Source organism: Salinibacterium sp. NG253 (assembly GCF_015864945.1).
Taxonomy (GTDB): Bacteria; Actinomycetota; Actinomycetes; order Actinomycetales; family Microbacteriaceae; genus Rhodoglobus.
The window spans coordinates 465,032-492,031 of sequence record NZ_JADYWF010000001.1 but is presented as its reverse complement, the minus strand read 5'-3'; the positions used below and the strand labels follow the sequence as shown (position 1 = coordinate 492,031).

Sequence of the window (27,000 nt, the reverse complement as noted above, 5' to 3'; positions counted from 1 at the left end):
CTAGCGTGACGGGCGACGGAATTTGGGCATCCCGCTGATAGTGCGCTGTTCGGGCAGCGTCCAGTTGAATAGAACTGCGAGAACCCGGACGCCCACGGTGATGCCCACGCAGATTGACGCCGCCAGAAGCACGGGCACGTCATAGTTGCGCATGATCACAAGACTTGTCGTGCCCGACACGGCGGCAACGGCATAGAGCGACCCGACGTGCATGAGGGAAATGGGCATCGAGAGCAGCATGTCGCGCAGGATCGAGCCGCCGACGGCCGAGATTACGCCGACGAAGATGGCAGGCACGTCGGGCAGACCCATGGCGAGAGCTTTCGTGGTGCCGATGGCACCGAACAGCCCAATGGTGAGAGCGTCGAGCAGAGTAATAAGAGGGCCCATTCGCGCGATGAGGCGTTCGAGAAGCATGCCGAAGAGCGCGGCACCGGTCGCGACCAAGAGATACCAGTTTGTCGTAAGAACGGCGGGGACTTCGGACAGCACGATGTCACGCACCATGCCGCCGCCAAACCCCGTAGAAATACCGATGATTGCAACGCCGAGGAGATCCAAGCGGCGGTCACGAAACTGGGCTGCAAACATCGCGCCCTGCATCGCGCCAACGCCGACCGCGAGGAGGCCAGCCAACAGCGGAATCTCGAAAGTCTCGTTCACGCACCATTCGTACCACGGGCAGCCCACGCGGCGAGGTTGTGTTGCGGGCAAGCCGTATTGAGGTGCGCGGAGAGAGTTCCGGCTTTCGCGCGACGCACCGCGTGGAGGTGCCCGCCCTTTGGAAACTCAGGAGATGTGAGGTGCGGGAACTTCGTTGCCCGTCAACCGTTGGGCGTGCTGGCGTAGGTGCGGCCAGATCTCCTGAGTTTCCAACAGCAACCGCAACATCGGTAGCCGGTAGCCGGTAGCCGGTAGCCGGTAGCCGGCAGCCGCTAGCCAGTAGCCAACGGCGGATGCGGACTGGGATACGGACTGGGATGCGGGCTGGGATGCGGGCTGGGATGCGAACGGCGTACGGCTGGCGGCAGATCGCGGCTGCCACGGGCTAGTCTGCCGCCGAGCGCGCGTCTGCCTCCGCGAAGGCCGCGAACCGTATACGCCCATCTCCGGGCCGCGTTGCCAGGTGCACTCCACGCGCGAAGGATCGACCGACAGCTCCCGGAACCGGCAATGACCACACAGTTTTGCGCACCGAATGGGCCGCGTTCCACTGGCGCGCGAGCTCCCGAAAGTGGAGTTGTTCCGGGCCACCGAAATCGGGAACGTGCCCGCTGGGGCCGGCATCCACCAGTTCGACGAGTCGCTGAGCAACGTCTTCAACGGCAACCGGTTGCATGCTGAAGGCGGGCACGAGCGTGACGGGTGATCGCCGCTGGGCGGTGAAGAGTTTCGCCACGAAACTGTGAAATTGGGTGGCACGAAGAATCGTGTACGGAACGCCCGATGCGACGACGAACTCCTCGCTGAGGTATTTGTCGCGATAGTACCCAAGCGCATGCCGGTCGACGCCGACGATAGACATGAAAATCAGATGATCAATCGGATGCGCGGCAATGGCCCTCAACAGTTGCCGCATGTGGTGCGAGTCGTGGGTATTCGCGCCAGTCGCCAGATGGATGACGGTGGTGACGCCGGACAGAGCGGCCGTCAGGCCTGCTCCGGTGCTCAAGTCGGCGACGACGCGGTCTGGGCCCGGTTGGCGGCTCAACGCACGCACGCTGTGACCGGAGGCTTCAAGTAGCGAAACGGTCGGCCGGCCGAGAGTGCCCGTCGCGCCAGTGACAAGAATCATCGTATTCTCCCCGTAGCCGATTCCGCGTTCGGCGTTGGTGTCCAGTTCCCCACAAAATCTACTCCGAAGCGAACGGAGAGGGGAGAGCGGCTGAGGGAGCGGAACAAGAAATTGCGCGAGTTGAGCGCAAAGTTGCCGACATCAGTGGGCGCTGCGGGCTGGCATCCAGCAAACTGCAACACGGCGGGGGATACTTGAGCAGTGCCAACTTATCGTGATGAAGCCGTCGTGCTGCGCACCCACAAGCTGGGGGAAGCAGATCGCATCGTCACCATGCTGTCACGTGAGCACGGCAAGATCCGGGCGGTAGCCAAAGGGGTGCGTCGCACGGCCTCCAAGTTTGGGGCGCGACTGGAACCGTTTATGGTCGCTGACATCCAGTGCTACATCGGGCGCAGCCTCGACATCATCCAGCAGGCCGAGTCTCTGGGGTCGTATGGCTCAGAGATTACGGCCGACTATGCGAGCTATACCGCGGCGAGTGTGATGGTCGAGACGGCCGACAAGGTCACGGATGACGATGGTTCGTTGCAGCAATACCTTCTGCTGGTCGGTGCGCTGCGGTCTCTGTCGAGGCGCGAGCACAACCCGAGTCTCACCCTCGATTCCTACCTCTTGCGCAGCCTGTCAATCGCAGGCTGGGCGCCAAGTTTTGTTGATTGTGCGGTGACCGGAGCACCGGGCCCGCATTCGGTTTTCGTGGCGCAAATGGGTGGTGTGGTTGCCGATGAGGTTGCCCCGCCCGGTTCACCTCGACTCAGCCCGGACACGCTTGAACTGCTCGGCGCTTTGTTGGCAGGCCAGTGGGATGTCGCAGAAGCATCCGAGGAACGGTCTCGTTCCCAGGCCAGTGGCGTCGTTGCCGCCTATACCCAGTTTCATTTGGAACGCAGTCTTCGTTCCATTCAGCATGTGGATCGGAGCGCATGAGCCGCGTAGCAAAAACTCATAAAGATGCCGTCGAGTTTCGTCCGCTGGACTGGACGGGCATCCATCCGCCGGCGATGCCCAAGGGGTCTGTTCCCGAGCACATTGCCATCGTCATGGACGGCAACGGTCGTTGGGCGAACGCTCGAGGGTTGACGCGCGTGGAAGGCCACAAAGCGGGAGAGGCGAGCCTGCTCGATGTGGTGGCTGGCGCCATCCAGATCGGGGTGAAGCATGTCAGCGTGTATGCCTTCTCGACGGAGAACTGGAGTCGCTCGCCCGAAGAGGTTCGTTTTCTCATGGGCTTCAACCGGGACGTTCTGCACCGTCGCCGCGATCAACTCAACGAGTGGGGCGTGCGCGTTCGCTGGGCCGGTCGTCGACCTCGACTGTGGACGTCGGTCATCAAAGAGCTGCAGTTCGCCGAGAAGCTGACCGAGAACAACAGCACCCTCACGCTCACGATGTGCGTCAACTATGGCGGACGCAATGAGATTGCGGATGCCGTGCGTTCGATTGCGGATGATGTGGCGGCAGGAAAACTGAAGCCGTCTGCGGTTTCAGAGAAGCTCATCCAGAAGCGGCTCTACCAACCGCAATTGCCCGATGTTGACCTGTTTGTGCGGTCCTCGGGGGAACAGCGGATGAGTAACTTCATGCCCTGGCAGAGTGCCTATGCCGAGATGGTGTTTTTGGACACGCTGTGGCCTGATTTCACCCGCGAAGACCTGTGGCGGGCGATCGAGATTTACGCCGGCCGCTCGCGCCGGTTCGGTGGCGCCGTCGATGCTCCAACGGACGACTCTCAATAGACCGCACGCTTTCTCTCGTCGCTCGAGGCTGATCGCAGCCAAAACTGAGGGCGATACCTCTTTTGGTCAGGATGACTTTAAGGTGTATTCTGTGTTCAGGTCAGCATGACTCTTACCGAAGGGAGTGGCGATGCAACAGAGTGAGCAAGCAATTTCGCTCGCGGTATCCACCGTGATTTTTGCCCTGCGCCCGCTTCCGGAGTCGGGGGAGAGCGCGCTCTGGATTCCGCTCGTGCGTCGCACCCGCGAACCGTATGACGGTCAGTGGGCGTTGCCCGGTGGCTGGGTTGACAACCACGAGAGCCTCGAAGACGCGGCAGCCCGCAATCTGCTTGAGACGACCGCGCTCGAACCGGCCTACCTTGAACAGCTCTACGCCTTTGGTGAAGTTGAACGTTCAATTGGTCCTCGCGCGGTGTCGATTGTCTATTGGGCGCTCGTGCGTCAAGAAGAGGCAGATCGTGCCACTGAGGGCGAGAATGTGCGCTGGTTCCCGGCAGACGACCTGCCCGAGTTGGCCTTTGATCACAACGTCATCGTCGACTACGCGCTCTGGCGACTGCGCACCAAGATGGAGTACTCGCGCATCGCCCGGGCATTCCTAGGCGAGACTTTTACCCTGAGCGAGCTGCGCATTGTGCACGAGGCTGTGTTGCAGAAGCAGCTCGATCCCGCCAATTTCCGTCGACAGATTGAGAACTCAGGTTCACTGGTTCCCACTGATCACGTTGTCTCGGGAGGGCGTCACCGGCCTCCGAGGTTGTACCGCTATGACGAGGGCGTTGAGCTCGTTGACAATGGCCCGCTCGGCCGCTTAACGACAGGGAGCACTCGTGTCATCCATTGATTCGACTATTCAGAGCATCACCAAGACGGGCGACGGGGAAACCTGTGCTCCTGAGCTAGCCGATGGTCCGTGGACCTTCGATCTGGGCGTTCCGAGCTATGGGCCAGGGGCTTCGATGGGCGACGTCATCCCGACGGGCGCGCCGCGTCAGGGGCAGCTTCCTGTTGAGTACCAGAAGGCCTCCAACGAAGACCTCCACGCTCGCATCGTTGCCGCTAAAGCGACCCTCGGCGACCGTGCGGTTATCTTGGGCCACTTCTATCAACGCGATGAGGTTGTGGAGCACGCGGACTTCCTCGGCGATTCTTTCCAGCTGGCCAACGCCGCCCAGACGGTGCCGAATGCCGAAGCAATTATCTTCTGCGGCGTGCACTTCATGGCCGAGACGGCTGACATTCTGGCTCGCTCCGATCAGGCAGTGATTCTGCCCAACCTGGCCGCCGGTTGTTCGATGGCCGATATGGCCGACATTGACTCGGTCGAAGAGTGCTGGGAGCAGCTCACCGAAATCTACGGAACCGAGCCGGATGCCGATGGCCGTGTGCCGATCATCCCCGTGACATACATGAACTCGTCCGCCGCGCTCAAGGGCTTCTGCGGTCGCAATGGTGGAATCGTCTGCACAAGCTCGAACGCGACAACCGTGCTGGAGTGGGCTTACGAGCGTGGGCAACGCGTGCTGTTCTTCCCCGACCAGCACTTGGGGCGCAACACGGCGAAGAAGATGGGCATTTCGACCGATCTCATGCCGATGTGGAACCCCAACAAACCTCTCGGCGGCAACGACGCTGAGACCCTCAACGAGGCGAAGGTTGTGCTCTGGCACGGCTTTTGCAGCGTGCACAAGCGCTTCAACGTCGGCCAAATCGAGAAGGCTCGCGCCGAGCACCCCGGTGTTCGCGTGATCGTGCACCCCGAGTGCCCAATGCCCGTCGTGGATGCCGCTGATGAGGCGGGGTCGACCGACTACATCCAAAAGGCTGTTGCCGCAGCGACCGAGCCGACGACGTTCGCGATCGGTACCGAAATCAATATGGTCAACCGTCTCGCTGCCGAATACCCGCAACACGAAATTTTCTGTCTCGACCCGGTGGTGTGCCCGTGCTCGACGATGTATCGCATTCACCCCGGCTATCTGGCTTGGGTGCTCGAAGCGCTCGTTCGCGGCGAAGTACTCAACCAGATCACCGTCTCCGACGACGTGGCAGAACCAGCGAGGATCGCTCTCGAGCGCATGCTCGCCGCGAAGCCTCCGGTAGCGACGAAAGAAGCGTAATCATGGCACGGGTCATTGTTGTCGGCACAGGAATTGCCGGACTCATCACCGCCTACCGCGCGAGCGCGCACCACGATGTGGTTCTCGTGACGAAGGCGGAGATGGCGGAGAGCAATACGAAGTACGCCCAGGGTGGCGTAGCTGCCGTGCTGTTCCCCGATGATTCGGTCGCCAGCCATGTTTCCGACACGATGATTGCCGGTGCTGGCCTGTGCGAGCGGGATGCCGTTGAGGTGCTTTGCAGTGAAGGTCCGTTGCGAGTGCAAGAGCTTATCTCTCTCGGTGTTGAGTTCGACCGAGTCGCCAACGGCGAGCTAGCGCGCGGTCACGAAGCCGCTCACTCCTCCCGGCGGGTCATTCATGCCGGGGGAGATGCCACTGGTCTTGCGATCGAAGTTGCCCTGCTGCGGGCCGTCCGTGCTCTCGCGGTCGAGACCTACGCTTATACCTTCATGCGCGATCTCGTGACGGAGACGGATGCCGACGGCACGCCCCGCGTCACCGGCATCGATGTGATTGCCCCCGACGGTAATTCGCGCGTGATCGACGGTGACATTGTCATTCTCGCCAGTGGTGGTGCTGGCCAGCTCTACAAGCACACGACGAACCCGTTCGTTACGACGGGTGATGGTGTGGCTGCGGCGTACCGAGCCGGTGCCGCCCTTGCCGATGTCGAATTTTTCCAGTTCCACCCCACGTCGCTCGCGGTGCCCGGCAACCCGCTGGTGTCAGAAGCTGTTCGCGGTGAGGGCGCAACGCTGCTCGATGAGCACGGCAAGCGCTTCATGTTCGACGTGCACCCCGATGGCGAGCTCGCCCCGCGCGATGTCGTTGCCCGCGGTATCGCCCGCGCCATGGAAAAGCAGGGTGGCCGGCCCATCATGCTCGATGCCACGGGCCTCGGTTCCGAGTTTCTCGCGAAGCGATTCCCCGGCATCACCGAGGTGTGCGAAGAGCACGGCTTCGATTGGGGCACAGCGCCGATTCCCGTGACGCCGGCTGCGCACTACTGGATGGGCGGCATCCGCACCGACATCGATGGCCGCACGAGCGTGCGCGGTCTCTATGCCGTGGGAGAAGCATCCTGCACCGGTGTTCATGGCGCTAACCGCTTGGCCTCCAACTCCCTGCTCGAGTCGCTCGTCTTCGCCTGGCGCGCTGCTGATGCTCTCAACGAGCCCCAGCGGGCCATCGAGGTTGACGCGCTCGAGCCGCAGTTCGAGATCACGGGTAAAGACGCTTTCACTCGCGATCAACTGCGCGAACTCATGTGGAGCCATGTCGGTCTTGAGCGGGACGCAACGCGACTCAGCGAAGCCGCCGCTATTCTGGCCAGCTGGCACTCCGAGTCGAACACCGTCGAGGGCGCGGAGAACGCCAATCTTCTTGACCTTGCCCGTCTCGTGGTTGTTGCGGCCCTGCGCCGCGAAGAGTCCCGTGGTGCCCACGAACGCACCGACTTCCCCGAAACACGCGAAGAACTTGCCTTCTCCACCCGGTGGGCCGCCGTGAACGTGGCCGGGGATTTCATTCCCGCTGAAGATCAAGCAGAGACGGTCAAGCGATGAATCAGCAACTCGTTGACAACGTCATCCTCATGGCGCTTGCCGAGGATGCACCGTGGGGTGACGTGACGAGCGAGGCTTTCGTTCCCGAGGACGCCACTGCGACCGCAGTGCTCAACGCGCGCGAGCCGGGGGTCGCGAGTGGGCTTGATGTCTTTGCCCGCACGTTCCAGCTGGTGGATGCTCACGCCGAGGTCACGCTCCACACCCGTGACGGTGACACCTTCACCGCGGGCCAGCAACTGGCTACCGTCTCCGGCAATGCCCGTGGCGTGCTGCGGGCGGAGCGCATCGCTCTCAACCTCAGCCAGCGGATGTCGGGCATCGCCACCCAGACGGCGGCCTACGTCGCCGCGGTGGCGGGCACTCACGCTCGCATCGTTGACACTCGCAAGACGACTCCGGGGCTGCGCGCGCTTGAACGTCACGCCGTGCGCAGTGGCGGTGGCCACAATCACCGCTTCAGTCTCTCGGATGCCGTGATGGCGAAAGACAACCACCTCGCCGTGCTCGAGGCATCGGGTATCGATCTCGGCGAAGCGATTCGTCGTGCCCGCGAACGTATTGGGCACACCACGCACTTGGAGGTGGAGGTTGATCGCCTCGACCAGGTCGAGACTGTAGTGGCCGCGGGCGTAGACACGATCATGCTCGACAACTTTTCGCTCGATGACCTGCGTGCCGGTGTTGCGCTGGTTGCTGGCCGGGCAATCGTCGAAGCCAGTGGTGGAGTGAACCTCGACACGGTTGCCGCCATTGCGGCGACCGGTGTTGATGTCATCTCTGTAGGAGCCCTCACTCACAGTGTGCGTTCGCTTGACCTTGGTCTCGATATTGCGGTGAGCGCAGCAGCGCGATGATCTTTCTCGATTCAGCAGCAACCACGCCGGTGCGCCGTGAGGTGCTCGAAGCGATGTGGCCGTTGCTGACGGGAGACTTCGGCAACCCTTCTAGCCATCATGAGCTGGGGGAGTCCGCCAAGCGGGCCCTGGATGGCGCGCGCACGAGCGTTGCCGCGTCGATCGGGTGCCGGGCATCCGATGTCATCTTCACGTCGGGTGGCACAGAGTCAGACAACCTCGCGATCAAAGGGCTCGCACTCGCTGACCCTCGTGGCCACCACATCGTCACGAGTGCGATTGAGCACGAGGCCGTCTTGGAGACCGTTGACTACCTGAAGCGCATCCACGGCTTCGAGGTGACTGTTCTGCCGGTCGATAGCCACGGTCTTGTCGACCTCGACGAGGTGCGTCAGGCTCTTCGTCCCGACACCACCCTCTGCACGATCATGTACGCCAACAACGAGGTGGGTGTCGTGCAGCCCATTGCGGCGATCGCCGAACTCTGCCGCGTTCACGGGATACCCCTGCATGCGGACGCCGTACAAGCAGCCGGCTGGCTTCCTCTCGACTCCGCAGTGTTGGGCGTTGATGCCCTTAGCCTGTCTGGACACAAGATCGGCGCCCCGAAAGGCATCGGAGTACTCATCGTCAAAGGACGCCGAAGCCTCGAACCCGTGCTGCACGGGGGAGGTCAAGAACGCGGCAAACGTTCCGGCACCGAAAATGTTGCCGGTGCTGTCGGCTTTGCTCACGCTCTGGCACTCGCCGAGAGCGACCGTGCCGAACGGGCAGAACGCATCGCTGCCTTGCGCACTGACTTCGTGGCCGACGTGCAGGCTCGAGTGCCGGGGGTAATCCTTACGGGGCCGGAGCTCGGCGACGCGACCGCTACTGCATCCGTTCGCCTTCCCAACAACGCGTCATTCTGTTTCCCCGGTACCAGCGGCGAATCACTCTTGCTTGAACTCGGCCGTGCCGGGATCATCTGCTCGGCGGGCTCTGCCTGTGCTGTGGGGAGTGACGACGCTTCCCACGTGCTGCTCGCCATGGGCATCGATGAAGCCATCGCCCAAACCGCCGTTCGATTCAGCCTCAATGGGGAAACCACGGCCGAAGAACTCGCCACGGTCGCCGCGGAGATCGAAACCGCCTATCGCGCCGTGCGCTCACTCTCGGGGTAGTCCCGCAAACCCCACGACGCGCCATCCAGAGCAGTCAACATCGCAATAGTGGCCGCCACGCTGGGAATGCGCGTCGCCCCCGGCTGGATCACGTACTGAATGGTGCGCTCACTCGACGGCTGCGGAGAATGGATGCTCACGCCCTCCGGCAGAGTCAGCGACGACAGTGCCAACTGGGGGAGTAGCGCTACGCCGAGCCCCCGTGACACGAAGTTCAACACCGCTAAGGCATTGTCGGTCTCCAGGCCGATCTCGGGAGCGAAACCCTCGAGATTACACAGTGCCAACAAATGACCTCGGCAGAGAGTGCAGCCCGCAATCCAGGCGTCGTTAGCAAGATCTGCCAAGCCCACGTCATCCGCTGTCGCTAGCGCGTGACTATCGGGAAGCACCAAGACCACGGGCTCGGTGAAGAGGGGAACCGTCGTGTGACCGCCATCGCGAGACAAATGCGGGTCAGCCCGGTCTTCGGGGTAGGAGAACGTGATCGCGACATCCGCAGCCCCATCCCGCAGCAGCTGCAACGCTTGCGGAGGCTCGGCTTCGACATAATTCACCGTCAAATTCGGATGCTGCTGCCGCAACTGACGAATCAACCGTGGCACGAGCGTCGACGACGCCGTCGGGAAGGCCGCGATGCGCACCGTTCCGCTCGAGAGGCCGGCGAGCTCAGCTAGTTCGGCGCTCGCGGCATCCACGGCATTGAGCACGGTGACGGCATGGCTGGCGAGCGACCGCCCGGCTTCGGTGAGCCGCACTCCGCGGCCGGCGCGAACGACGAGCGCCAACCCCAAGCGAGTTTGAGCACGGGTGAGGTGTTGGCTCAGTGCGGGTTGGCTGTAGCCCAGAATGCGCGCTGCTTCGCTGATGGTGCCATGTTCGGAAATGGTGCGAACGATGCGCAGCGTGAGCAGATCGGGCGTGGTGTCCATGACACAAGCATAACTAGACGTGATAGTTCATATCCCAATCATGCTCTTGTCGCATGAATAGCACGAGAGCACTATGGAGGCATGACATCACCGGCCCTCACGAACGCTATCGAGAGTTTCGCGAATACTCGCGGCTACCTCTCCGCCGCCACCATGGGACTGCCGACGTGTGCGGCAGTCACCGAGATGACCCAGAAACTTCAGCTGTGGGCCACCGCCACCTGCAACCCCATGAACTACGGCGACATCGTGGAGCGCACGCGCGGCCATTACGCCCGTCTTGTCGGTATCGACGTCGCGCGCGTTGCAATCGGCTCACAAACCTCGGTCATGGCCTCGCTTATCGCGTGCTCGCTACCGGCCGGCTCAGAAGTGCTCGTCGTCGAATCCGACTTCACCTCGATCGTGTACCCGTTTCTGCAACACCCCGACCTCGCGGTTCGCGCTGTGCCGCTGGCCGAACTTGCGGATGCCATCACCGACAGCACTGCGCTTGTCGCGTTCTCGCTCATCCAATCCTGCAACGGCAAAGTCGCCGACGTTGCGGCGATCACCGCAGCGGCAGCCACACACGGAGCGCGCACTCTCTGCGACATCACCCAAGCCGCCGGCATTTACCCCGTGGATGCCACCCAATTCGATGCGACAGTCTGCCACGCCTACAAGTGGTTGTGTTCGCCTCGCGGCGTCGCGTTTCTCACGATCTCCGAGGATTTCGCCGAGCACGTTACGCCCGTGCAAGCGGGTTGGTATGCGGGAGAAGACGTGTGGGCCAGCGTCTACGGAACCGACATGAAGCTAGCGAAGGATGCCCGCCAGTTCGACGTATCACCCGCGTGGCAAGCCTGGGTGGGTGCCGAGCATCCCATCGCCATGTTCGCCGACCTCGATATTGCTGAGGTCTGGGAACACTGCAGCGGCCTCGCCAACACGCTCTGCGATGCGCTCGGAATCGAACGCCAGAATCAGGCGATCGTCACGTGGCCGGATGAATCTGGCGCTGATCTCGCCAAGCTCACGGCCGCGGGAATCACCGCCTCCGGTCGCGCTGGCCGCCTCCGGGCCGCATTCCATCTCTGGAATACCGAAGAGGACGTCGCGGCGGTTATCGCTGCGCTGCGTGTCTAGCTAAACTGGTCGTCCGCCGACCGTGCATCCAGCTCGGCTGACTATTGGAGTTTCTGTGGCTACGCCTAACCCCCTCGACGCCGTTATCAACCTCGCCAAGCGCCGAGGTTTCGTCTTCCAATCGGGAGAGATCTACGGCGGTTCACGCTCAGCTTGGGACTATGGCCCGCTGGGAACCGCCCTCAAAGAGAACATCAAAAAGCAGTGGTGGCAGACCTTCGTTCAAGGTCGCGAAGACGTCGTCGGGCTTGACTCGGCCGTCATCCTGCCCCGCAAGGTGTGGGAAGCATCCGGGCACGTCGAGGTCTTCTCTGACCCGCTCGTCGAATCGCTGCACACCCACAAGCGCTACCGCGCCGACCACCTTCTCGAAGCCTACGAAGAGAAGCACGGTCACCCTCCCGTGAACGGGCTTGCCGACATCCGCGACCCTGACACCGGTCAGCCCGGCTCGTGGACCGAACCGCAAAACTTCTCAGGGCTCCTTAAGACGTTCCTTGGCCCCGTCGACAACGAAGAGGGCATGCACTACCTGCGCCCCGAAACCGCTCAGGGTATCTTCACCAACTTCGCCAACGTCATGGGCGCTGCTCGCATGAAGCCGCCCTTCGGAATCGGCCAGGTCGGAAAGTCGTTCCGTAACGAAATCACGCCCGGAAACTTCATCTTCCGCACGCGTGAATTCGAACAGATGGAGATGGAATTCTTCGTCGAACCCGGCACAGACGAAGAGTGGCACCAGACCTGGATCGACGAATCCATGAAGTGGTACACCGACCTCGGCATCAACCCCGAAAACCTGCGCTTCTACGAGCACGCGCAAGAAAAGCTGTCGCACTACTCGAAGCGCACCGTGGATGTTGAGTACCGTTTCCGCTTCGCCGGTAGCGAGTGGGGCGAGCTCATGGGTATCGCTAACCGCACCGACTTCGACCTGCGCACGCACTCAGAGGCTTCGGGCTCCGACCTGTCGTATTTCGATCAGGCCAAGGATGAGCGCTGGACGCCGTACGTGATCGAGCCTGCGTTCGGACTCACCCGCGCGCTCATGGCATTCCTCATCGACGCCTATGCCGAAGACGAAGCACCCAACGCGAAGGGTGGAGTCGACAAGCGCACCGTTCTGCGTCTCGACCGTCGCCTCTCGCCGGTGAAAGTTGCTGTGCTGCCGCTGTCGCGCAACGAGCGCCTCTCGCCGATGGCGCGCGCTGTTGCTGCTGACCTGCGCAAGTACTGGAACGTCGACTTCGACGACGCCGGTGCCATTGGTCGTCGCTACCGTCGCCAGGACGAGATCGGTACCCCGTTCTGTGTCACGATCGACTTCGACTCGCTCGACGACAACGCCGTGACGATTCGCGAGCGTGACTCGATGGAGCAGAAGCGCATGCCGATCGAAGAGCTGCGGGGCTACCTCGCGCAGGAGCTCATCGGCTGCTAGCCAACGCAACTCGCTAGATCCCCTCGTTGGGTGATTGCCGCACGGTAATCGCACTGCGACAGAAGCGGCCCCGGACATGTTCCGAGGCCGCTTTTCTATGCTCAAGCCAGAAGGCCGCCGCTGGCCGCCGCTCCCGCCCTCGCCGCCTCCGGCTGCCGGCTACCGCTGCCGCCCTCGCCCCTCCGGCGCCCAGTAGAGGTACCGGTATTGCGGCTCACCACCCGCATTGCGCCGAGGCCCGCGCATCGTGCCGAGCCACTGGCCCCCAACTCGGGGTTTCGCCGCGCGCACTTCGGAAATTCAGGAGATATGAGTCAGCGCGCGGTGCTCGTTGCCGACGAATCGCCTCGCACCGTACTGCTTGAACCGCGCGTGGCGCATTCTCCTGAATTTCCGTGGCGCGCGGCTCATCAACAGCCCACTCGTGGCGAGCGAGTCCACCGTAAGCGAGTGCTTCGCCCTAGCTCCGGTGGTTCCGACGATGCTGGCGCCATGGTGGATGTGCACGAACTAGTGGATGAGCTCGGTGGGCTTGCGCAGAAACGTCAGCTTGTCGCGCGTGGGGCTCAGGACTTCGACCTCACTCGCGCTGTGAGACAAGGCGAAGTTATCCGGGCGCGCCAAGGCTGGTACACGACGGTCGAAGAGTCAGAGCCGCGCGTGAGGGCCGTTCGCGTTGGCGGGCGTCTCACTGGCATCTCGGCGATTGCGGACTGGGGCGGATGGGTGCTCCAGGACCATCCTTTGCAGGTATCCGTGCCGCGAAACGCTGCGCGGCTCCGGAGTCAATGGAATCGACGGCGTCCTCTCGGCACGCGGCGCGGTGTCCGGCTGCACTGGGATCCTGTCGCGGTCACCGAGCAGGGAACGAACTGGCACGTGAGCATTGTGGAGGCGCTCAGGCGCGTTGTCGTTGACGAAGAACTCGAAACAGCGGTGGCTGCCATTGATTGGGCGTTGCACACCGGCAGGATTGACGCGTTCAACTTCGAACAGCTGATTCTCGCTGTGCCGCAACACAAACGCTTCATCCGTTCCTGGGTCGACGGCCGGTGTGAGAGCCTCCCGGAGAGCCTTGCGCGCACTCGGCTGAGATGGCGGGGTCATCGTGTCGATATTCAGGTTGTCGTAGGCGCCAAAAGAATTGACCTAGTCGTGAATGGCACGATTGGTGTTGAGATCAACGGAAAGCAATTTCACGCTCACACCTTCGAAGAAGATCATCTCAAGGCAATCGAGATCACGATCGCGGGTTTTCACGCGATGAGTGTGAGCGCCAAGATGGTTTTCACGCAGTGGGATCTCTTCTTATGTGGCCTCGACGCTGCTCTTGCTCTACATCGACGACTTGCCTTCGGAAATTCAGGAGATTTCGCAATTTCCGAGAGAGCAGGCCCGAAATCGCGCGCGCTACCGACACGCAACTCGCGGATCTCCTGAATTTCCGAGAAAACGCGGGGTTGGGAATACCCACAGCCTGCGCGCGTTGACCCTGAGGTGAATAATGCAGCAGTAACCACCACCGAACCCGTACAAGTCGACATCTGGTCTGATGTGCAGTGCCCCTGGTGCTACATCGGAAAGCGACGCTTTGAAGCTGCGGTAGAAACGTCGGGCATCCCCGTCGAGATCGTGTACCACTCGTTCGAATTAGCTCCCGATACCCCGGTCGAGTATGAGGGCACCCCCATCCAATTCTTGAGCGAGCGCAAAGGACTCCCGATGCCGCAGGTCGAGGAAATGCTCACGCGCGTCACCGACATCGCCTCGAGCGTTGGGCTCGATTATGACTACGAACACATTCACCAAACAAACACGGTGAAGGCGCACGAGCTTCTGCATTTTGCGAAGGCTCACGGTCGCCAACTTGAGATGAAAGAGCGTCTACTTGACGCCTATTTCATCAAGACCGAGCACGTCGGCCGCATCGAAGACCTCGCTGATATCGCGGCCTCCATTGGCTTCGACCGCGCCGAAGTGGTGCGCGTTCTTGAGTCGAGCGAGTACCTCCCCGCCGTGAAGGCTGACATGGAACAGGCCATGCAATACGGCATCCAGGGGGTGCCATTCTTCGTGATTGATGGCAAGTATGGGGTTTCGGGCGCGCAAGAAAGTGAAACGTTCGCTAACGTACTCACACAAGTACTTACCGAAAGAGACGTCTAACCCATGGATGCCGCAACGAAGCCAATCCCGACCTTCGCCCTCCAGCAGCTCGGCGACCCGAACGCAGTAGCGTGTGAGGGCGATGCTTGTGGCATTGCCGTCGATGATCACCGCTCGCAAGCCCTCGTTAACCGCCAGATCGACGAAGGCCTCGTTTAAGAGGTTTTTCACCAACTTCCAGTGCCGCGTTACCCGCCGACGGCGCTGTCTCTGAGTTCGCTCCTCTAGAGCGCGCTCATGATCGTGGCGAGCAAGTATGTGCGGCTATTGCCGTCATCGATGCGATCTTCGTTGAGGTTGTCGCTCTCTTCGAGCGCTGCTGCAGCATCCGCTTTTCCGGCCAATGCTGAGTACATGAGCAGGTAGTCGCCGAAGAGCACGTCTGACCCATCGGGCGCAGCTTCGGCGATGTTGGCACGGATCCGATCGGGGTCGGCGGCAAGGTACCCCGAGACGGGGCTCATCGGAAGCACAAGGATGCCGAGCATTGCGCTCGGCTCGGCGCTGAACCATGTGGCGTAGTCCCGTTTGCCGCCCCAGTTGAGGGCAGCCACGGTGTGGTCGAAGCCGTCGTATACGGCTTCGGTGCGATCGAAGTTCGTCCAGTACGCGTTTGCCGAGTGGGCTTCGGCTGACAGCATCCAGCGGGCCTCGGTAGCGAGCGCGGCTTGGTCGCTGGCAGCAGCCCATAGGGCAAGGCCGTTCCAGGCGGTGACCGCTTCGGAACTCGATTCTTGGTTGTTTCCATCCGCAAATGGTGACGTTCCGCTGGCCCACGAGTGGCCGGTGTAGGCGTCAAAAACCCGGCGCTCAGGAAAGTAGCTGTTCTCGCCTTGGGCCGCAATGTCGGCAGCGAGCAGATTCATGACGGGGGCCCACTTCTCGACGAGGGCGGGGTCGGCGGCGGCGAGAACTCCGGCGGTGTAGAGAAAGTAGCCGTAGTGAAAGTGGTGGTCGTTGAACTGGTCAGAGCCGAAGGATGCCGCGAGGCCGACGAGCCCGCGAGCCTGATCGTCGTAAACGAAGCATCGTTCGGTTCGCTCGTCACAGCCTTCGGGGTCGGTCCAGGTATCCAGGGCGCTGACAAGCTGTTCCGTGATGGTGGCGGCAATGTCATCCGCGCCGATCTGGCGGGCTACTTCGAGCATGTTGGTCAGGCGGTAGAGCCATTTGCTGCCGTAATAGGTGTCTGCTGGCGCGGGCACTGTTGATGCAACATCTACGTTCAGCTGTTGCCGCAGTCTTTCGCGGTGCTCTTCTGTGAGATTGGCGAGGTCGAGGGCACCAGCCGGCTCGATAGTGGGGACTGTCCAGGTGAGTTCGGTCGCCATGCACGCGACGAGTTCGCCATAAATGCTCGGCCAGGATCCAGCATCGCAGGAGACTGACGAGTCGAGCCCGGCCTGCTGATGGGGCATGGCGGCCACGATCGTGGGGGAGGAATCCCGTGTCTCGTAGCGGATGCTGGTCGAGGCCACGGCAGCATCTACCGTGTACTGGATGCTCGTGCTCACGATGGGTGTCGCAGCCTGGATGAAGTCGGCCACAACACCGCCATCAGACACCGCGAACCACGTTGCTGCGTCGCCGGCGGCCAGAGTCAACTCGCTGCCCGCCGCATTCATCTCGCCGTCGCTGACGAGCCCGTACTGTGTGCCGTTGACCTCCGCTGTCCAGGCGCCGTCGTCGTCGCGCAGCGGCTGGCCGAGCGTCACCGTGACTGCTTCGGATGCCGTGAAGCTGACAAAGGGAGAGCCTTCAGCGATCACGGTCGTGCCGATTTCATTCCCGCCTGCCGTCTGCGAGATGGTGACGGACGCTTCGTCGTACGCGCTCACGACGTAGTCGTCAGCGCCGATGTCGGCGGACACTGCCGGAGTAAAGCTGCCGGCGATGACATTCTCTGCGCTGACCACAGCGGGAACGCCCAACGCGAATCCACCCTCGGTTAGCTGAAACGAGAGTGGAAGCGGGAAGACGGGCAACGAGTCTTCTCCGAAGACGAGCCCGGAGAACCAGCGGTTGGTGGGCGGGATGAGTCCGTCTGCGAGTCGTGTGCTTCCGAGCGTGGCAACTGAACGCGTGGGGAGGGCTTCGATTAGTGGGCCGACGGTGCTGTCGGAAAAAATTGTGTCGGTACTCGACTCGGGTGCTGATGGCGCAGGCGTCGCGGCCGTGCATCCGGTCAGCGCCGTTAACACTGCCGCCACCGTCATCACGAAGAAAAGCCGGACGTCCCGAGCCACTCGGCTACATGCCGATCTTGCGGAGGAAGTCAGAGACACCATCGATAGCGCCCGCCAGCATGCCATCGTCGCGCAGCTGCAGCGTCGCGCTCACGGGGGTGCCTGGCTCGACGAGCCCGTTGTAGGCGCCGTCGGCAAGGGCATCGCTCTCAACGCGAATTGTCGTTTCGGCCTGTCCGTTCACCGTCTGGACATCAATTGTGGACACGGTTCCGGCGATGCTTGCTCCATTGGGGAGAAGCAGATCGACGGGAGCGTGTTCGCCAATACGGGAGTAGTCGCGTCCGGTGAGTTCGTATTGAGCAACGACGCAGAGTGATCCTGCTTTTTCGATCGTGGCGAGAACTTCCCCGGCTTGCACGAAAGAACCTGGCTTGGTCGTCACATCGCGCACGGTTCCGGAGACTGCAGCGGTGAGGGTGATCTCGCCATCTTCGGTCACGGTGTAGGCGACGGTTTCGGGTTTGAGTAGTCCTTTTGCGAGATCCGCCTGCAACGAGGGGCTCTGCAGGGTGAACAGAACGTCGCCTTCGTTGACGCGTTGATCGGTCTCGGTGACAAAGCTCTCGACGAGCGTTCCGCCATAGTCAATGCCGACGGGATAACGTTCCGCCTCGATCGAGGCTGAAACGCTCACGACCTGGGCTTGTCGTTGAGAGAAGATGACCGTCAACACCAGCACGAGGGCGAGCACTGCAATAAGGCCGAAGACGAGTTTGAGGTTGCTGCGCCAGGTCATGCTGAGGCTCCCTTCGCGGAGAGTGCGCGGGTGGCAAGGCGGTGGGCGCGGCCGAGCGAGACATGCTCTCGCGCTGCGGCTACAACGAAACTGCCCATGATGAACGTGTTGGTGACGTTCCACGCCGTGGCGAGGGTGAGCACTTCGTTGTCGATGTCGCGAAAGACGGCCACGACGGAAGTCAGTAGCAGGAAAACGAAGAACAGCACTTGAGGAATCATGAAGTTGAACGGTGATGAGACCTTCGTGCGGTCGCCGGTTGCGCTCCACGACTGCTCCTTGCCGGTGAGCACGTTGATGAGAGCCGCGAGGTAGATAGGCGCTGACACGGTTGCCAACATGAGGGTCTCCCAGCGAAATGAGCCCATCGTGTAAAACGCGAGCACGATCTGGATGACGTAGAAACCGGCGTAGTAGAGCATCCAGGTCACGACCGTGGTCGAGAGGTTCATGGGGCGCAGGTCGAAATAGATCTCGAGCGCGGGAACCATCATCAGGAGTAGTGGTGAGATGCCCGTGAGGTAAAACGAGGCAGTGACCAAGTACTGGAGTCGCTGGTCGAGCGTGAGTTTGCGCTTGTGGGTGAGCGGGTTGTGTTTGAACAGAATCTCAAAGCCGCCGGTCGCCCAGCGCAATTGCTGTTTCGTGTAGGACTCGACGGTGTCAGGCGCGTGGCCGACGGCGAGAGCGTTCGGGATGTAGATCGTGTGCCAGCCGCGCTCGTGGAGCATTAGCGAGGTCCACACATCCTCTGACTTGGAATCGGTGTACATGCCACCGACATCGTCGATGGCGGATCGACGGAAGATCACGTTGGTGCCAACACAGAACGCGGCATTGAAGCGGTTTCGGCCTGGCTGAATGAAGCGATAGAACACGGACTGCATATAGCCAGCGCCCCGTGAGATCACGTTGTGCAGGTTGCCGTACATTTGCGGCGTTTGCACGAAGGCAACCTCGTCGCGAGAGAAAAACGGCACCGTTTCAACGAGAAATTCGGGGGAGGGCACGAAGTCGGCGTCAAAGATGGCGAAGAAGCGACCCTTGGCGAGGCTGAGTGCATGATTCACGTTGCCGGCCTTGGCGCCGCCAGAGCTCAGCCGACGCACGTAGCGGGCTCCGAGCTCGTGGGCGAGCGCGCGCACCTCGTCGGAGTGACCGTCGTCGAGCACCCACGTGAGGTGGGAGCCGCGCATCCGCATCGCCGCAGTAACGGTCTCGCGGATGACGCTCACCGGTTCGCCGTACGTCGTGATGAAGACGTCGACGGTGGCTTCGGTGCTGTGCAAGTACATCGTCCAGCGCGAGGGCGTTGAGGTCAGTCCGTCGCGCAGAATGTCGCGTTCGCGAAAAAGTTTGCCTTTGGCGTCGTGAAACGCGAAGTCACGGGGATCTTGCGACGCGGAGAGGATTGTCCACATTGACAGCAGTGCCTGACTGATCAGGACTGTCTCGGCGAGGATGACGAGCGTATACGGCAACCAGTCACCGCGGCTCGCCGGGTTCAACAAGAACCCGGCATACGCGATGATGCCCAGGGTCGCGATGAGCACCAGAATCACCAACGATGGTGATTCGGCCTTCACTGGCTCAGCGACGCGGGGCGCGGGCAGCGCGGGTGGGAGGTCGCTTGGGGGTGCGGCAAAGCGGGTAGCTAGGGTCGTCATTTGTGCTTCTTTCGGGAGAAGTCTTAATACGACGCAGCACGCCAGAATGAGCGATGACAGGGTACCGGGCGCACGAAGGAATGAGCGCGACGGAAGGTCACAGCGGCATCGTTGGCGTGCGTGCAGGCGGGAATCGCGACAGGGTGGGTCGTGACTCCGAGAAGTTCAGGAGTGCGGGTAACGCGGGTTAGAGGCTCACGTTAGTGTGCGTGAGCGCCAGAAATCTACGGTGGTCTAGCAAGTTAAGACACTGGCCACATTCCCGACTTCTATTTGTAACAAATGCTCGTTAACCCACGAAACCTCGATGAGACCATTCGATGATTTCTGCAGCGGAAGCGAATTCTGGTGCGGCTTTGGCAACCCGCGACGGGATGAGCGTGAGCGGCACGGTGGTGGGGCGAGCGGGCAAGGAGGCATGCTGCGCTTCGGGGGCATTGAAGCGCTTGTTGATGAGGGCTCCAAGGATGGCGCCGCCGCCAAAGCCGAGAGGTAACAGCAACAGGTAGAGGGTTGGATCGAGGTTCGATGCTGTTCCGATCGCCAAAATTCCGCCAACGCCAACCGCAGCACCAATGCCGAAGGAAACCCACCAGCGCTGAAGCCTCGCGTTCTCTTTGTCCCACGCCCGCTGGGCGCGCAGTTGTGCGAGGGCTTCTTCTCTCGGTGCTGGGCTCACCCAGAGCCGGGCTTCGAAACGAAAGACGTTGGGATGTTCCTCAAGGGCCATTAGTCGGTTCCTGTTTCGCTTGTAATGTCGGCGACGGTCGCCTCTAAGCCGGTGATGAGATCATTCGCATTGACCCAGGTGGTATACCCGTGATCTCCCGAGCCCATTGATACTCGCTTGCCCGCGATGCGTTCATCGGCAAACACGGGCCAAGCGGTGCTGCTGCCGAGCGGGGTGATGGTGCCGCGCGCAAATCCGGTGGCCTCGAGCGCAAGGGCGGCTTCGGGCATCCGCAATTTATTGACACCGACGACGGAGCGCAGCTTGGGCCACGAAATCTGGCGGTCACCGGGAACGAGGGCAAAGAGGTAGCTGCCGTCGCTGCGTTTGACGACGAGTGACTTCACGATCTCGGCCGGGGTGATTCCGAGTAGCTCGGCGGCGTGTTCGAGGGAGGTCGCTGGTGCGCGCTCGACGATGTCGATCGGGATGCCGCGGCGCTCGGCATCGTCGCGGACGCGGTCGGTTCCTGCCGTCATTTGGGGCCTCCCGGTATGTGCGGCGCCGGTTCAGGCGCGCCGTGGGACAATTGCTACGTGACTATTCTTGCCCCTGCCGACCCGCGTGTCGCGCCACAGCTCTCCATCGGGAACCTCGACCTTGATGTTCCTGTTGTTTTGGCGCCCATGGCCGGCATCACCAATACCGCTTTTCGCCGGCTCTGCCGCGAATACGGCGCTGGGCTGTACGTCAGCGAAATGATCACCAGCCGCGCCCTCGTCGAGCGCACGCCGGAAAGCATGCGTCTCATCACGCACCACGAGTCAGAGACGACCCGCAGCATCCAGCTCTATGGGGTTGACCCTAAGACGGTGTCTGAAGCGGTCACGATGTTGGTGGCCGAAGACCGTGCCGACCACATTGACTTGAACTTCGGATGCCCCGTTCCCAAAGTCACTCGCAAGGGTGGGGGAGCGGCGCTTCCGTGGAAGATCGATTTGTTCCGCGACATCGTCGAGGGCGCGGTGAAGGCTGCCGGCGATGTTCCGCTGACAATCAAGATGCGCAAGGGCATCGACTCTGACCACTTGACCTACCTTGAGGCTGCTCGCGTTGGCGCTGGCGCCGGGGTTGCCAGCATCGCATTGCACGCGCGCACTGCCGCAGAGTTCTATTCGGGGCACGCCGACTGGTCGGCCATCGAAAAGCTCAAGAACACCATCACCGATACCCCGATTCTCGGTAACGGTGACATTTGGAGTGCCGCCGATGCGCTGCGCATGGTCGACGAGACCGGATGCGACGGAGTCGTTGTCGGTCGCGGTTGCCTCGGCCGCCCGTGGTTGTTCGGTGACCTCGCTGCCGCCTTCCGAGGAGAGTCCCTCAAGGCGGAGCCAACACTCGGCGAAGTCGCCATTGCGTTTAAGCGTCATGCCGAACTGCTGGTGGAATTCTTCGGCGATGAAGATCGTGCGTGCCGCGACATCCGCAAGCATGTTGCCTGGTATTTCAAGGGCTATGCGGTCGGCGGGGAGTTGCGCGCAGCAATGGCGACCGTGCACGACCTGGCTCAGCTTGACGAACTGTTGGCTCAGCTCGACTGGAGCCAGCAGTACCCGGGTGCCGACGCTGAAGGCCAACGTGGTCGCGCAGGAACCCCGAAGAAGCCATCACTTCCGCAGGGGTGGCTCGATAGCCGCGAACTGCAGGAGACTCACCGTAGTGAACTCAACCAAGCAGAATTGAGCACCAGTGGCGGCTAATGGCTATACCGAGGCTGACGCCGAGCGTTGGTTTCCCGAGCAGCATTCGAGTCGTCGCAGCGATTTTGCGCGCGACCGTGCACGAGTGCTTCATTCGAGCGCGCTGCGCCGTCTAGCCGCCAAGACTCAGGTCTTGAGCCCCACGATGGGCACCGATTTTGCCCGCAACCGTCTCACCCACTCGCTTGAGGTCGCTCAAGTGGGCCGCGAGCTTGCCGACAGCCTCGGCCTTGACCCTGATGTTGTCGACACAGCGTGTCTCTCGCACGACCTCGGGCATCCGCCCTTTGGCCACAATGGCGAGCGTGCGCTCAATGAGTGGGCGGCTGACATTGGCGGCTTCGAGGGCAACGCGCAAACGCTTCGTCTGCTAACGCGCATCGAGCCCAAGGTGTTTGGTCCCGATGGCAAGAGCTACGGTCTCAACCTCACACGGGCCAGCTTGGACGCGAGCACGAAGTACCCGTGGCCGAGCGCACAGGGAATTCCCGACCCGAGCGGTCGCAGCAAGTATGGTTTTTTCGACGACGACACTGCCGCGTTCGAGTGGCTGCGTGCCGGTGCTCCCGACCGCCAGCGTTGCATTGAAGCGCAAGTGATGGATCTCTCTGACGACATCGCCTACTCGGTGCACGACTTCGAAGACGCCATCGTTGGTGACTTTATTGATGTCACCGCGCTCGGTGCCCGCGTCAACCACGACGATCTCGTGAAGTCGATGTTTGAGTGGATCGGCGGCGAGTTCACTCACGACGAACTCATTGCGGCCTTCGACCGTCTCGATCTTCTCGACCCGTGGCTCGATCAGTGGGATGGCAGTCGTGCCGCCCACGGTCGCCTCAAGAACCTCACGAGTCAGCTCATTGGCCGCTTCGCCGGTGCCGCCGTTCAGGCCACACGCGAAGCTCACCCCACCGATGCGCTCGCTCGCTTCGGCGGCAGCCTCGTGATCCCGGCTGAGATCCAAGCGGAGATCGCCGTGCTTAAGGGCATCGTTGCTGCATTCGTGATGTCGACAAACGCTCGGCGCCCGATCTATCAGCAGCAGCGTGATGTGCTCACTGAGCTTGCCGATGTGTTGCTGTGGACGGCTCCGGTGAACCTCGATTCCGGGTTCACAGCGGATTGGAATTCCGCTGAGAACGATCACCAGCGCAAGCGGGCAGTAGTAGATCAGGTGGCTAGCCTCACCGATCAGTCCGCGATTGCGTGGCATACACGTCTGGTTGGCTAGAGTCCCACCGCGGTGAGCCTAGAATTGCGGTTGTGGCTGGCCTGATCAAACGAAGTGATATCGACGAGGTGCGTTCGCGCACGAACCTCGCCGACATTGTGGGCGACTACGTCACTCTCAAGAGCGCTGGTTCTGGCTCGATGAAGGGCCTCTGCCCCTTCCACGAGGAGCGTAGCCCCAGCTTCCACGTGCGGCCCCAAGTTGGCTTTTATCACTGCTTCGGATGCGGTGAGGGCGGCGACGTCTACACCTTCCTGCAGCGCATGGACCACGTCTCGTTCTCCGAGGCCGTCGAGCGTTTGGCAGGCCGCCTCGGCTACGAGCTTCACTATGAGGATGGCGGCGCGGCAACCGATCACGGCAATCGCGCCCGCATTTTGGCTGCTAATCAGGCGGCATCCGACTTCTTCGTTGCTCAACTGGCGACGCCAGAAGCAGCTCCCGGCCGCAGTTTTCTTGGTGAGCGCGGTTTCGATCAGTCTGCTGCTGAGCGTTTTGGCATTGGTTTTGCGCCGCGCGGTGGCGTGCTCATGAAGCACCTCAACACCCTCGGCTTTTCGTCAGAAGAGTTGGTTGTTGCCGGCCTCATCGGCAAGGGGGAGCGAGGCGATTATTACGATCGTTTCCGCGGCCGACTGGTGTGGCCCATCCGCGATGTCACGGGTCAGACCCTGGGTTTCGGTGCCCGCCGTCTACTGGACGACGACAAAGGTCCTAAGTACCTGAACACTCCCGAGACGCCGGTTTATCACAAGAGCCAAGTGCTCTACGGGCTCGATCTGGCCAAGAAAGACATTTCGCGTGGCAAGCAGATCGTGGTGGTCGAGGGCTACACGGATGTCATGGCCTGCCACCTCGCTGGCGTCACGACCGCTGTCGCTACCTGTGGAACCGCGTTTGGCGTCGACCACATCAAGATTGTTCGTCGGATGATCGGCGACTATGACAACGCAGACACCACCGCCACGGGCGAAGTGATTTTCACCTTCGACCCGGATGAGGCGGGCCAGAAGGCTGCGAACCGTGCGTTCGCCGAGGAGCACCGTTTTGCCGCGCAGACCTTCGTTGCGGTGGCCTCTGACGGTCTAGACCCGTGCGATTTGCGGCTCAAGAAGGGTGACGGAGCCGTGCGTCGTCTCGTCACCACGCGCAAGCCGATGTTCGAGTTCAAGATTCGTCGTGAGCTGGCGGTGCACGATCTCGAAACAGTTGAGGGTCGTGTTGCTGCCTTGCGCGCTGCGGCTCCCGTGGTTGCCGGTATTCGTGACTCGGCGCTCGGTATTGGGTACGTCCGCAGTGTTGCGGGCTGGCTTGGCATGGAGCCCACTGAGGTTCAGGCTGCTGTCACCGAAGCGAAGCGTCACGTTGCCCCGTCTGGGCCCTCGAAAGCACCGCAGCAGTCACAGTCCGCATCGTCGTCACAGGCGCCGCCGGAGGGCTTCGGGGAGGCTCCAGCGCAACCGGGGCCGTCGATCATGAACCTGCGCGTTGATGCCATCACACGTCTCGAGCGCGACGCCCTTATGGCGGTGTTGCAGCATCCGGATGTCGTGGGCCCCGAGCTGATCGGCAAGCTGACCCAGATTTCTATTGCTGAGCCTTCGCTTGCTGTGGTTCGCGATGCGATCGCTTCTCTCGCCGACCGAGCACTTGAGCCAGGCTGGGCATCGGCGATTGCCGATGAAGTGCCGTCGTCGTTCTCTACCTTCGTGAAGCAACTGAGTGTTGCGCCGATTCCGGAGCGCGAAGAACGAATCCCGGTGTATTGCGTTCAGGTGACGACCGACCTGATTGAGCGTGATTTCTTGAGGCAAAAGCGTGAACTTCTCGGGGTGCTCCAGCGCATGGATCGCGAGAGTGATCCCGAGCGTTATGTGCAGACTCAGCGCGACCTCATGCGGATCGAAGCGGAGCGTCGTGCGCTCCGCGATGACGCCTAACTGCTGCTCTTTGGTTGCGTTCGTGTAAATATCCCTCCTTCGGGGGTGGACTCGCTAGTCTCGAAGGTTCCTCGTGTGTTACTACTGAGGAACTACGATGCGCGGCGCCTACAAACGCGCCGTCGCATTTTCTGCACGCAACAGGAAGAGGTAGACGGATATGACATCCGCATCCAAGAGCAGCAAGCGAGTCCTTGCTGTAGTTGCCGGCACAGCAGCGTTCGCGCTCGCTTTGACTGGTTGCCAAGCTGGAGATGACTCCAGCTCTGGCGGTTCCGAGTCGCTTATCGTGGGCACGACTGACAAAGTCACGTTCCTCGACCCGGCCGGTTCGTACGACAACGGTTCGTTTGCCCTGATGAACCAGGTGTTCCCGTTCCTGCTCAACTCGCCGCTCGGCACCTCTGATGTTGAACCTGACATTGCCGAGTCCGCGGAGTACACGAGCGACGATGAATATACCGTTGTACTCAAATCGGGCCTCACGTTCGCCAACGGCAACGACCTTACGTCGTCAGACGTGAAGTTCAGCTTTGACCGTCAGGTTGCGATCAACGACGAGAACGGCCCATCCGTTCTTCTCGGAAACATCGACAGCGTTGAAGCCGTCGATGACACTACCGTTGTCTTCCACTTGAAGAACGGCAACGACCAGACGTTCGCTCAGATTCTGTCGAGCCCGGCTGCCCCGATTGTTGACGAAGAAGTATTCTCTGCTGACTCGGTTACCCCCGATGAAGAGATCGTTGACGGCATGGCTTTCGCTGGCCAGTACGTCATCGACAGCTACGACTTCAACAACATCGTGTCGTTCACGGCCAACCCTGACTACCAGGGTGTTCTTGGCGCTGCCGCTACTGACAGCATCACGCTGAAGTACTACACCGATGCCTCGAACTTGAAGCTCGATGTTCAAGAGGGCAACATTGATGTCGCGCACCGCAGCCTGTCTGCAACCGACGTCGCTGACCTCGAGACCAACGACAACGTCAATGTGATCGTTGGCCCCGGTGGAGAAATCCGCTACATCGTGTTCAACTTCGACACGCAGCCCTACGGCGCGAAGACTCCCGAGGCTGACGCCGAGAAGTCGCTCGCTGTTCGTGGTGCTGTCGCTGACCTCATCGACCGCCAGGAAATCTCTGACCAGGTCTACAAGGGCACCTACCTGCCGCTGTACTCCTACGTCCCCGACGGACTGACCGGCGCTACCGAGGTTCTCAAGGACCTCTACGGCGACGGCGACGGCGGCCCGAGCGTTGAAGCAGCGCAAAAGCGTCTCGCGGATGCCGGTGTCGAGACTCCGGTAGCTCTCAACCTCCAGTACAACCCAGACCACTACGGTGAGTCTTCGGGTGACGAGTACGCGTTGGTCAAGAGCCAGCTTGAGGCTGACGGAATCTTCGAAGTCAACCTGCAGTCGACCGAGTGGGTTACCTACGCGAGCGAGCGTACGGCCGATGCTTACCCGGCTTACCAGCTGGGTTGGTTCCCGGACTACTCCGACGCTGACAACTACCTCACCCCGTTCTTCGGTGATGGTAACTTCCTCGGAAACCACTATGCGGATGCCGAAGTTAACGATCTGATCGTGGCTCAGGCAACCGAACTCGACCCTGCTACGCGTGAGGGAATGATCGAGGACATTCAGGCGAAGGTTGCAGCTCAGCTGTCGACCGTGCCGTTCCTTCAGGGAGCACAGATCGCCGTTACGGGCAAGGACGTTACCGGAGCTACTCTCGACGGTTCGTTCAAGTTCCGCTACGGCAGCTTGGCCAAGTAGGAGCAATTCGCTCTAGTTAGGCCTTGGCCTAGCGAAATGACTCAAG

General features: G+C 61.5%; 24 protein-coding genes. 16 read left to right on the top strand and 8 right to left on the bottom strand.

Going from position 1 to position 27,000, the window contains the following annotated elements:
• Positions 1-663, bottom strand: a complete 663-nt coding sequence (locus tag I6E52_RS02355) for a trimeric intracellular cation channel family protein (protein ID WP_197154571.1) — start codon at positions 661-663, stop codon at positions 1-3.
• A 385-nt stretch (positions 664-1,048) separates the two neighbouring features.
• Complete coding sequence (locus I6E52_RS02350) at positions 1,049-1,795, bottom strand: SDR family oxidoreductase (protein WP_197154570.1); 747 nt, start codon at positions 1,793-1,795, stop codon at positions 1,049-1,051.
• Positions 1,796-1,996: 201 nt separating this feature from the next.
• Here I6E52_RS02350 and recO point away from each other — a divergent pair, with 201 nt between their 5' ends.
• The 7 genes from recO (at position 1,997) to I6E52_RS02315 (ending at position 9,245) form a co-directional block, all read left to right on the top strand.
• A complete protein-coding gene (gene recO, locus I6E52_RS02345) occupies positions 1,997-2,725 on the top strand; it encodes a DNA repair protein RecO (RefSeq protein WP_197105824.1) in 729 nt (242 codons plus the stop codon).
• Positions 2,722-3,534: an isoprenyl transferase gene (locus tag I6E52_RS02340; RefSeq protein WP_197154569.1), complete on the top strand. Its 813-nt coding sequence runs from the start codon at positions 2,722-2,724 to the stop codon at positions 3,532-3,534. The genes recO and I6E52_RS02340 overlap by 4 nt, the downstream gene beginning before the upstream one ends.
• 130 nt (positions 3,535-3,664) lie before the next feature.
• Positions 3,665-4,381: an NUDIX domain-containing protein gene (locus tag I6E52_RS02335; RefSeq protein WP_197154568.1), complete on the top strand. Its 717-nt coding sequence runs from the start codon at positions 3,665-3,667 to the stop codon at positions 4,379-4,381.
• A complete protein-coding gene (gene nadA / locus I6E52_RS02330; protein WP_197154567.1) occupies positions 4,368-5,657 on the top strand; it encodes a quinolinate synthase NadA in 1,290 nt (429 codons plus the stop codon). The genes I6E52_RS02335 and nadA overlap by 14 nt, the downstream gene beginning before the upstream one ends.
• Positions 5,658-5,659: 2 nt before the next feature.
• Complete coding sequence (gene nadB, locus I6E52_RS02325) at positions 5,660-7,225, top strand: L-aspartate oxidase (RefSeq protein WP_197154566.1); 1,566 nt, start codon at positions 5,660-5,662, stop codon at positions 7,223-7,225.
• Positions 7,222-8,082, top strand: coding sequence for a carboxylating nicotinate-nucleotide diphosphorylase (gene nadC / locus I6E52_RS02320; RefSeq protein ID WP_197154564.1), 861 nt, complete (start codon positions 7,222-7,224; stop codon positions 8,080-8,082). The genes nadB and nadC overlap by 4 nt, the downstream gene beginning before the upstream one ends.
• The gene (locus I6E52_RS02315; protein WP_197154563.1) at positions 8,079-9,245 is read left to right on the top strand and encodes a cysteine desulfurase family protein; all 1,167 of its coding nucleotides are present in this window, start codon (positions 8,079-8,081) and stop codon (positions 9,243-9,245) included. Before nadC ends, I6E52_RS02315 begins: the two co-directional genes overlap by 4 nt.
• Here the strand turns inward: I6E52_RS02315 and I6E52_RS02310 are convergent.
• Positions 9,215-10,177 carry a LysR family transcriptional regulator gene (locus tag I6E52_RS02310; RefSeq protein WP_197154562.1) on the bottom strand — a complete coding sequence of 321 codons (963 nt, stop codon included), beginning with the start codon at positions 10,175-10,177 and terminating at the stop codon, positions 9,215-9,217. The two genes, I6E52_RS02315 and I6E52_RS02310, sit on opposite strands and share 31 nt — an antisense overlap.
• An 81-nt stretch (positions 10,178-10,258) precedes the next feature.
• Here I6E52_RS02310 and I6E52_RS02305 point away from each other — a divergent pair, with 81 nt between their 5' ends.
• From I6E52_RS02305 to I6E52_RS02285, 5 genes are all read left to right on the top strand, one after another.
• Positions 10,259-11,305 (top strand): aminotransferase class V-fold PLP-dependent enzyme, encoded by a 1,047-nt coding sequence (locus tag I6E52_RS02305; RefSeq protein WP_197154561.1) that lies wholly within the window; start codon positions 10,259-10,261, stop codon positions 11,303-11,305.
• A gap of 55 nt (positions 11,306-11,360) precedes the next feature.
• Positions 11,361-12,746 carry a glycine--tRNA ligase gene (locus I6E52_RS02300; protein WP_197154560.1) on the top strand — a complete coding sequence of 462 codons (1,386 nt, stop codon included), beginning with the start codon at positions 11,361-11,363 and terminating at the stop codon, positions 12,744-12,746.
• 450 nt (positions 12,747-13,196) lie between these two features.
• Positions 13,197-14,186 carry a hypothetical protein gene (locus tag I6E52_RS02295; protein ID WP_197154559.1) on the top strand — a complete coding sequence of 330 codons (990 nt, stop codon included), beginning with the start codon at positions 13,197-13,199 and terminating at the stop codon, positions 14,184-14,186.
• A 57-nt stretch (positions 14,187-14,243) separates the two neighbouring features.
• On the top strand, positions 14,244-14,912 hold the full coding sequence (locus I6E52_RS02290) for a DsbA family protein (RefSeq protein ID WP_197154558.1): 669 nt from the start codon (positions 14,244-14,246) through the stop codon (positions 14,910-14,912).
• Between the two features lie 3 nt (positions 14,913-14,915).
• The gene (locus I6E52_RS02285) at positions 14,916-15,071 is read left to right on the top strand and encodes a hypothetical protein (RefSeq protein WP_197109842.1); all 156 of its coding nucleotides are present in this window, start codon (positions 14,916-14,918) and stop codon (positions 15,069-15,071) included.
• Between the two features lie 65 nt (positions 15,072-15,136).
• Here I6E52_RS02285 and I6E52_RS14540 read toward each other — a convergent pair whose 3' ends face one another.
• The 5 genes from I6E52_RS14540 to I6E52_RS02260 all read right to left on the bottom strand — a co-directional run bounded on the left by I6E52_RS14540 (position 15,137) and on the right by I6E52_RS02260 (position 20,773).
• A complete protein-coding gene (locus tag I6E52_RS14540; RefSeq protein WP_197154556.1) occupies positions 15,137-17,158 on the bottom strand; it encodes a glycosyl hydrolase in 2,022 nt (673 codons plus the stop codon).
• A gap of 4 nt (positions 17,159-17,162) precedes the next feature.
• The gene (locus I6E52_RS02275; protein WP_197154554.1) at positions 17,163-17,897 is read right to left on the bottom strand and encodes an HlyD family efflux transporter periplasmic adaptor subunit; all 735 of its coding nucleotides are present in this window, start codon (positions 17,895-17,897) and stop codon (positions 17,163-17,165) included.
• The gene (locus I6E52_RS02270; RefSeq protein ID WP_197154552.1) at positions 17,894-19,564 is read right to left on the bottom strand and encodes a glycosyltransferase; all 1,671 of its coding nucleotides are present in this window, start codon (positions 19,562-19,564) and stop codon (positions 17,894-17,896) included. Before I6E52_RS02270 ends, I6E52_RS02275 begins: the two co-directional genes overlap by 4 nt.
• A 289-nt stretch (positions 19,565-19,853) precedes the next feature.
• Positions 19,854-20,294: a hypothetical protein gene (locus tag I6E52_RS02265; protein WP_197154550.1), complete on the bottom strand. Its 441-nt coding sequence runs from the start codon at positions 20,292-20,294 to the stop codon at positions 19,854-19,856.
• The gene (locus I6E52_RS02260) at positions 20,294-20,773 is read right to left on the bottom strand and encodes an aminoacyl-tRNA deacylase (protein WP_197154549.1); all 480 of its coding nucleotides are present in this window, start codon (positions 20,771-20,773) and stop codon (positions 20,294-20,296) included. Before I6E52_RS02260 ends, I6E52_RS02265 begins: the two co-directional genes overlap by 1 nt.
• Before the next feature lie 15 nt (positions 20,774-20,788).
• On the opposite strand from I6E52_RS02260, the gene dusB reads away from it, so the two are divergent.
• The 4 genes from dusB (at position 20,789) to I6E52_RS02240 (ending at position 26,954) form a co-directional block, all read left to right on the top strand.
• Positions 20,789-21,997 carry a tRNA dihydrouridine synthase DusB gene (gene dusB / locus I6E52_RS02255; RefSeq protein ID WP_374059088.1) on the top strand — a complete coding sequence of 403 codons (1,209 nt, stop codon included), beginning with the start codon at positions 20,789-20,791 and terminating at the stop codon, positions 21,995-21,997.
• A complete protein-coding gene (locus I6E52_RS02250; protein ID WP_197124415.1) occupies positions 21,987-23,231 on the top strand; it encodes a deoxyguanosinetriphosphate triphosphohydrolase in 1,245 nt (414 codons plus the stop codon). The genes dusB and I6E52_RS02250 overlap by 11 nt, the downstream gene beginning before the upstream one ends.
• A 32-nt stretch (positions 23,232-23,263) precedes the next feature.
• Complete coding sequence (gene dnaG / locus I6E52_RS02245) at positions 23,264-25,171, top strand: DNA primase (protein WP_197154548.1); 1,908 nt, start codon at positions 23,264-23,266, stop codon at positions 25,169-25,171.
• A 160-nt stretch (positions 25,172-25,331) separates the two neighbouring features.
• Entirely contained in the window at positions 25,332-26,954 is a 1,623-nt protein-coding gene (locus I6E52_RS02240) for an ABC transporter substrate-binding protein (RefSeq protein ID WP_197154547.1), read from the top strand.
• The last annotated feature ends 46 nt before the right edge of the window (positions 26,955-27,000 follow it).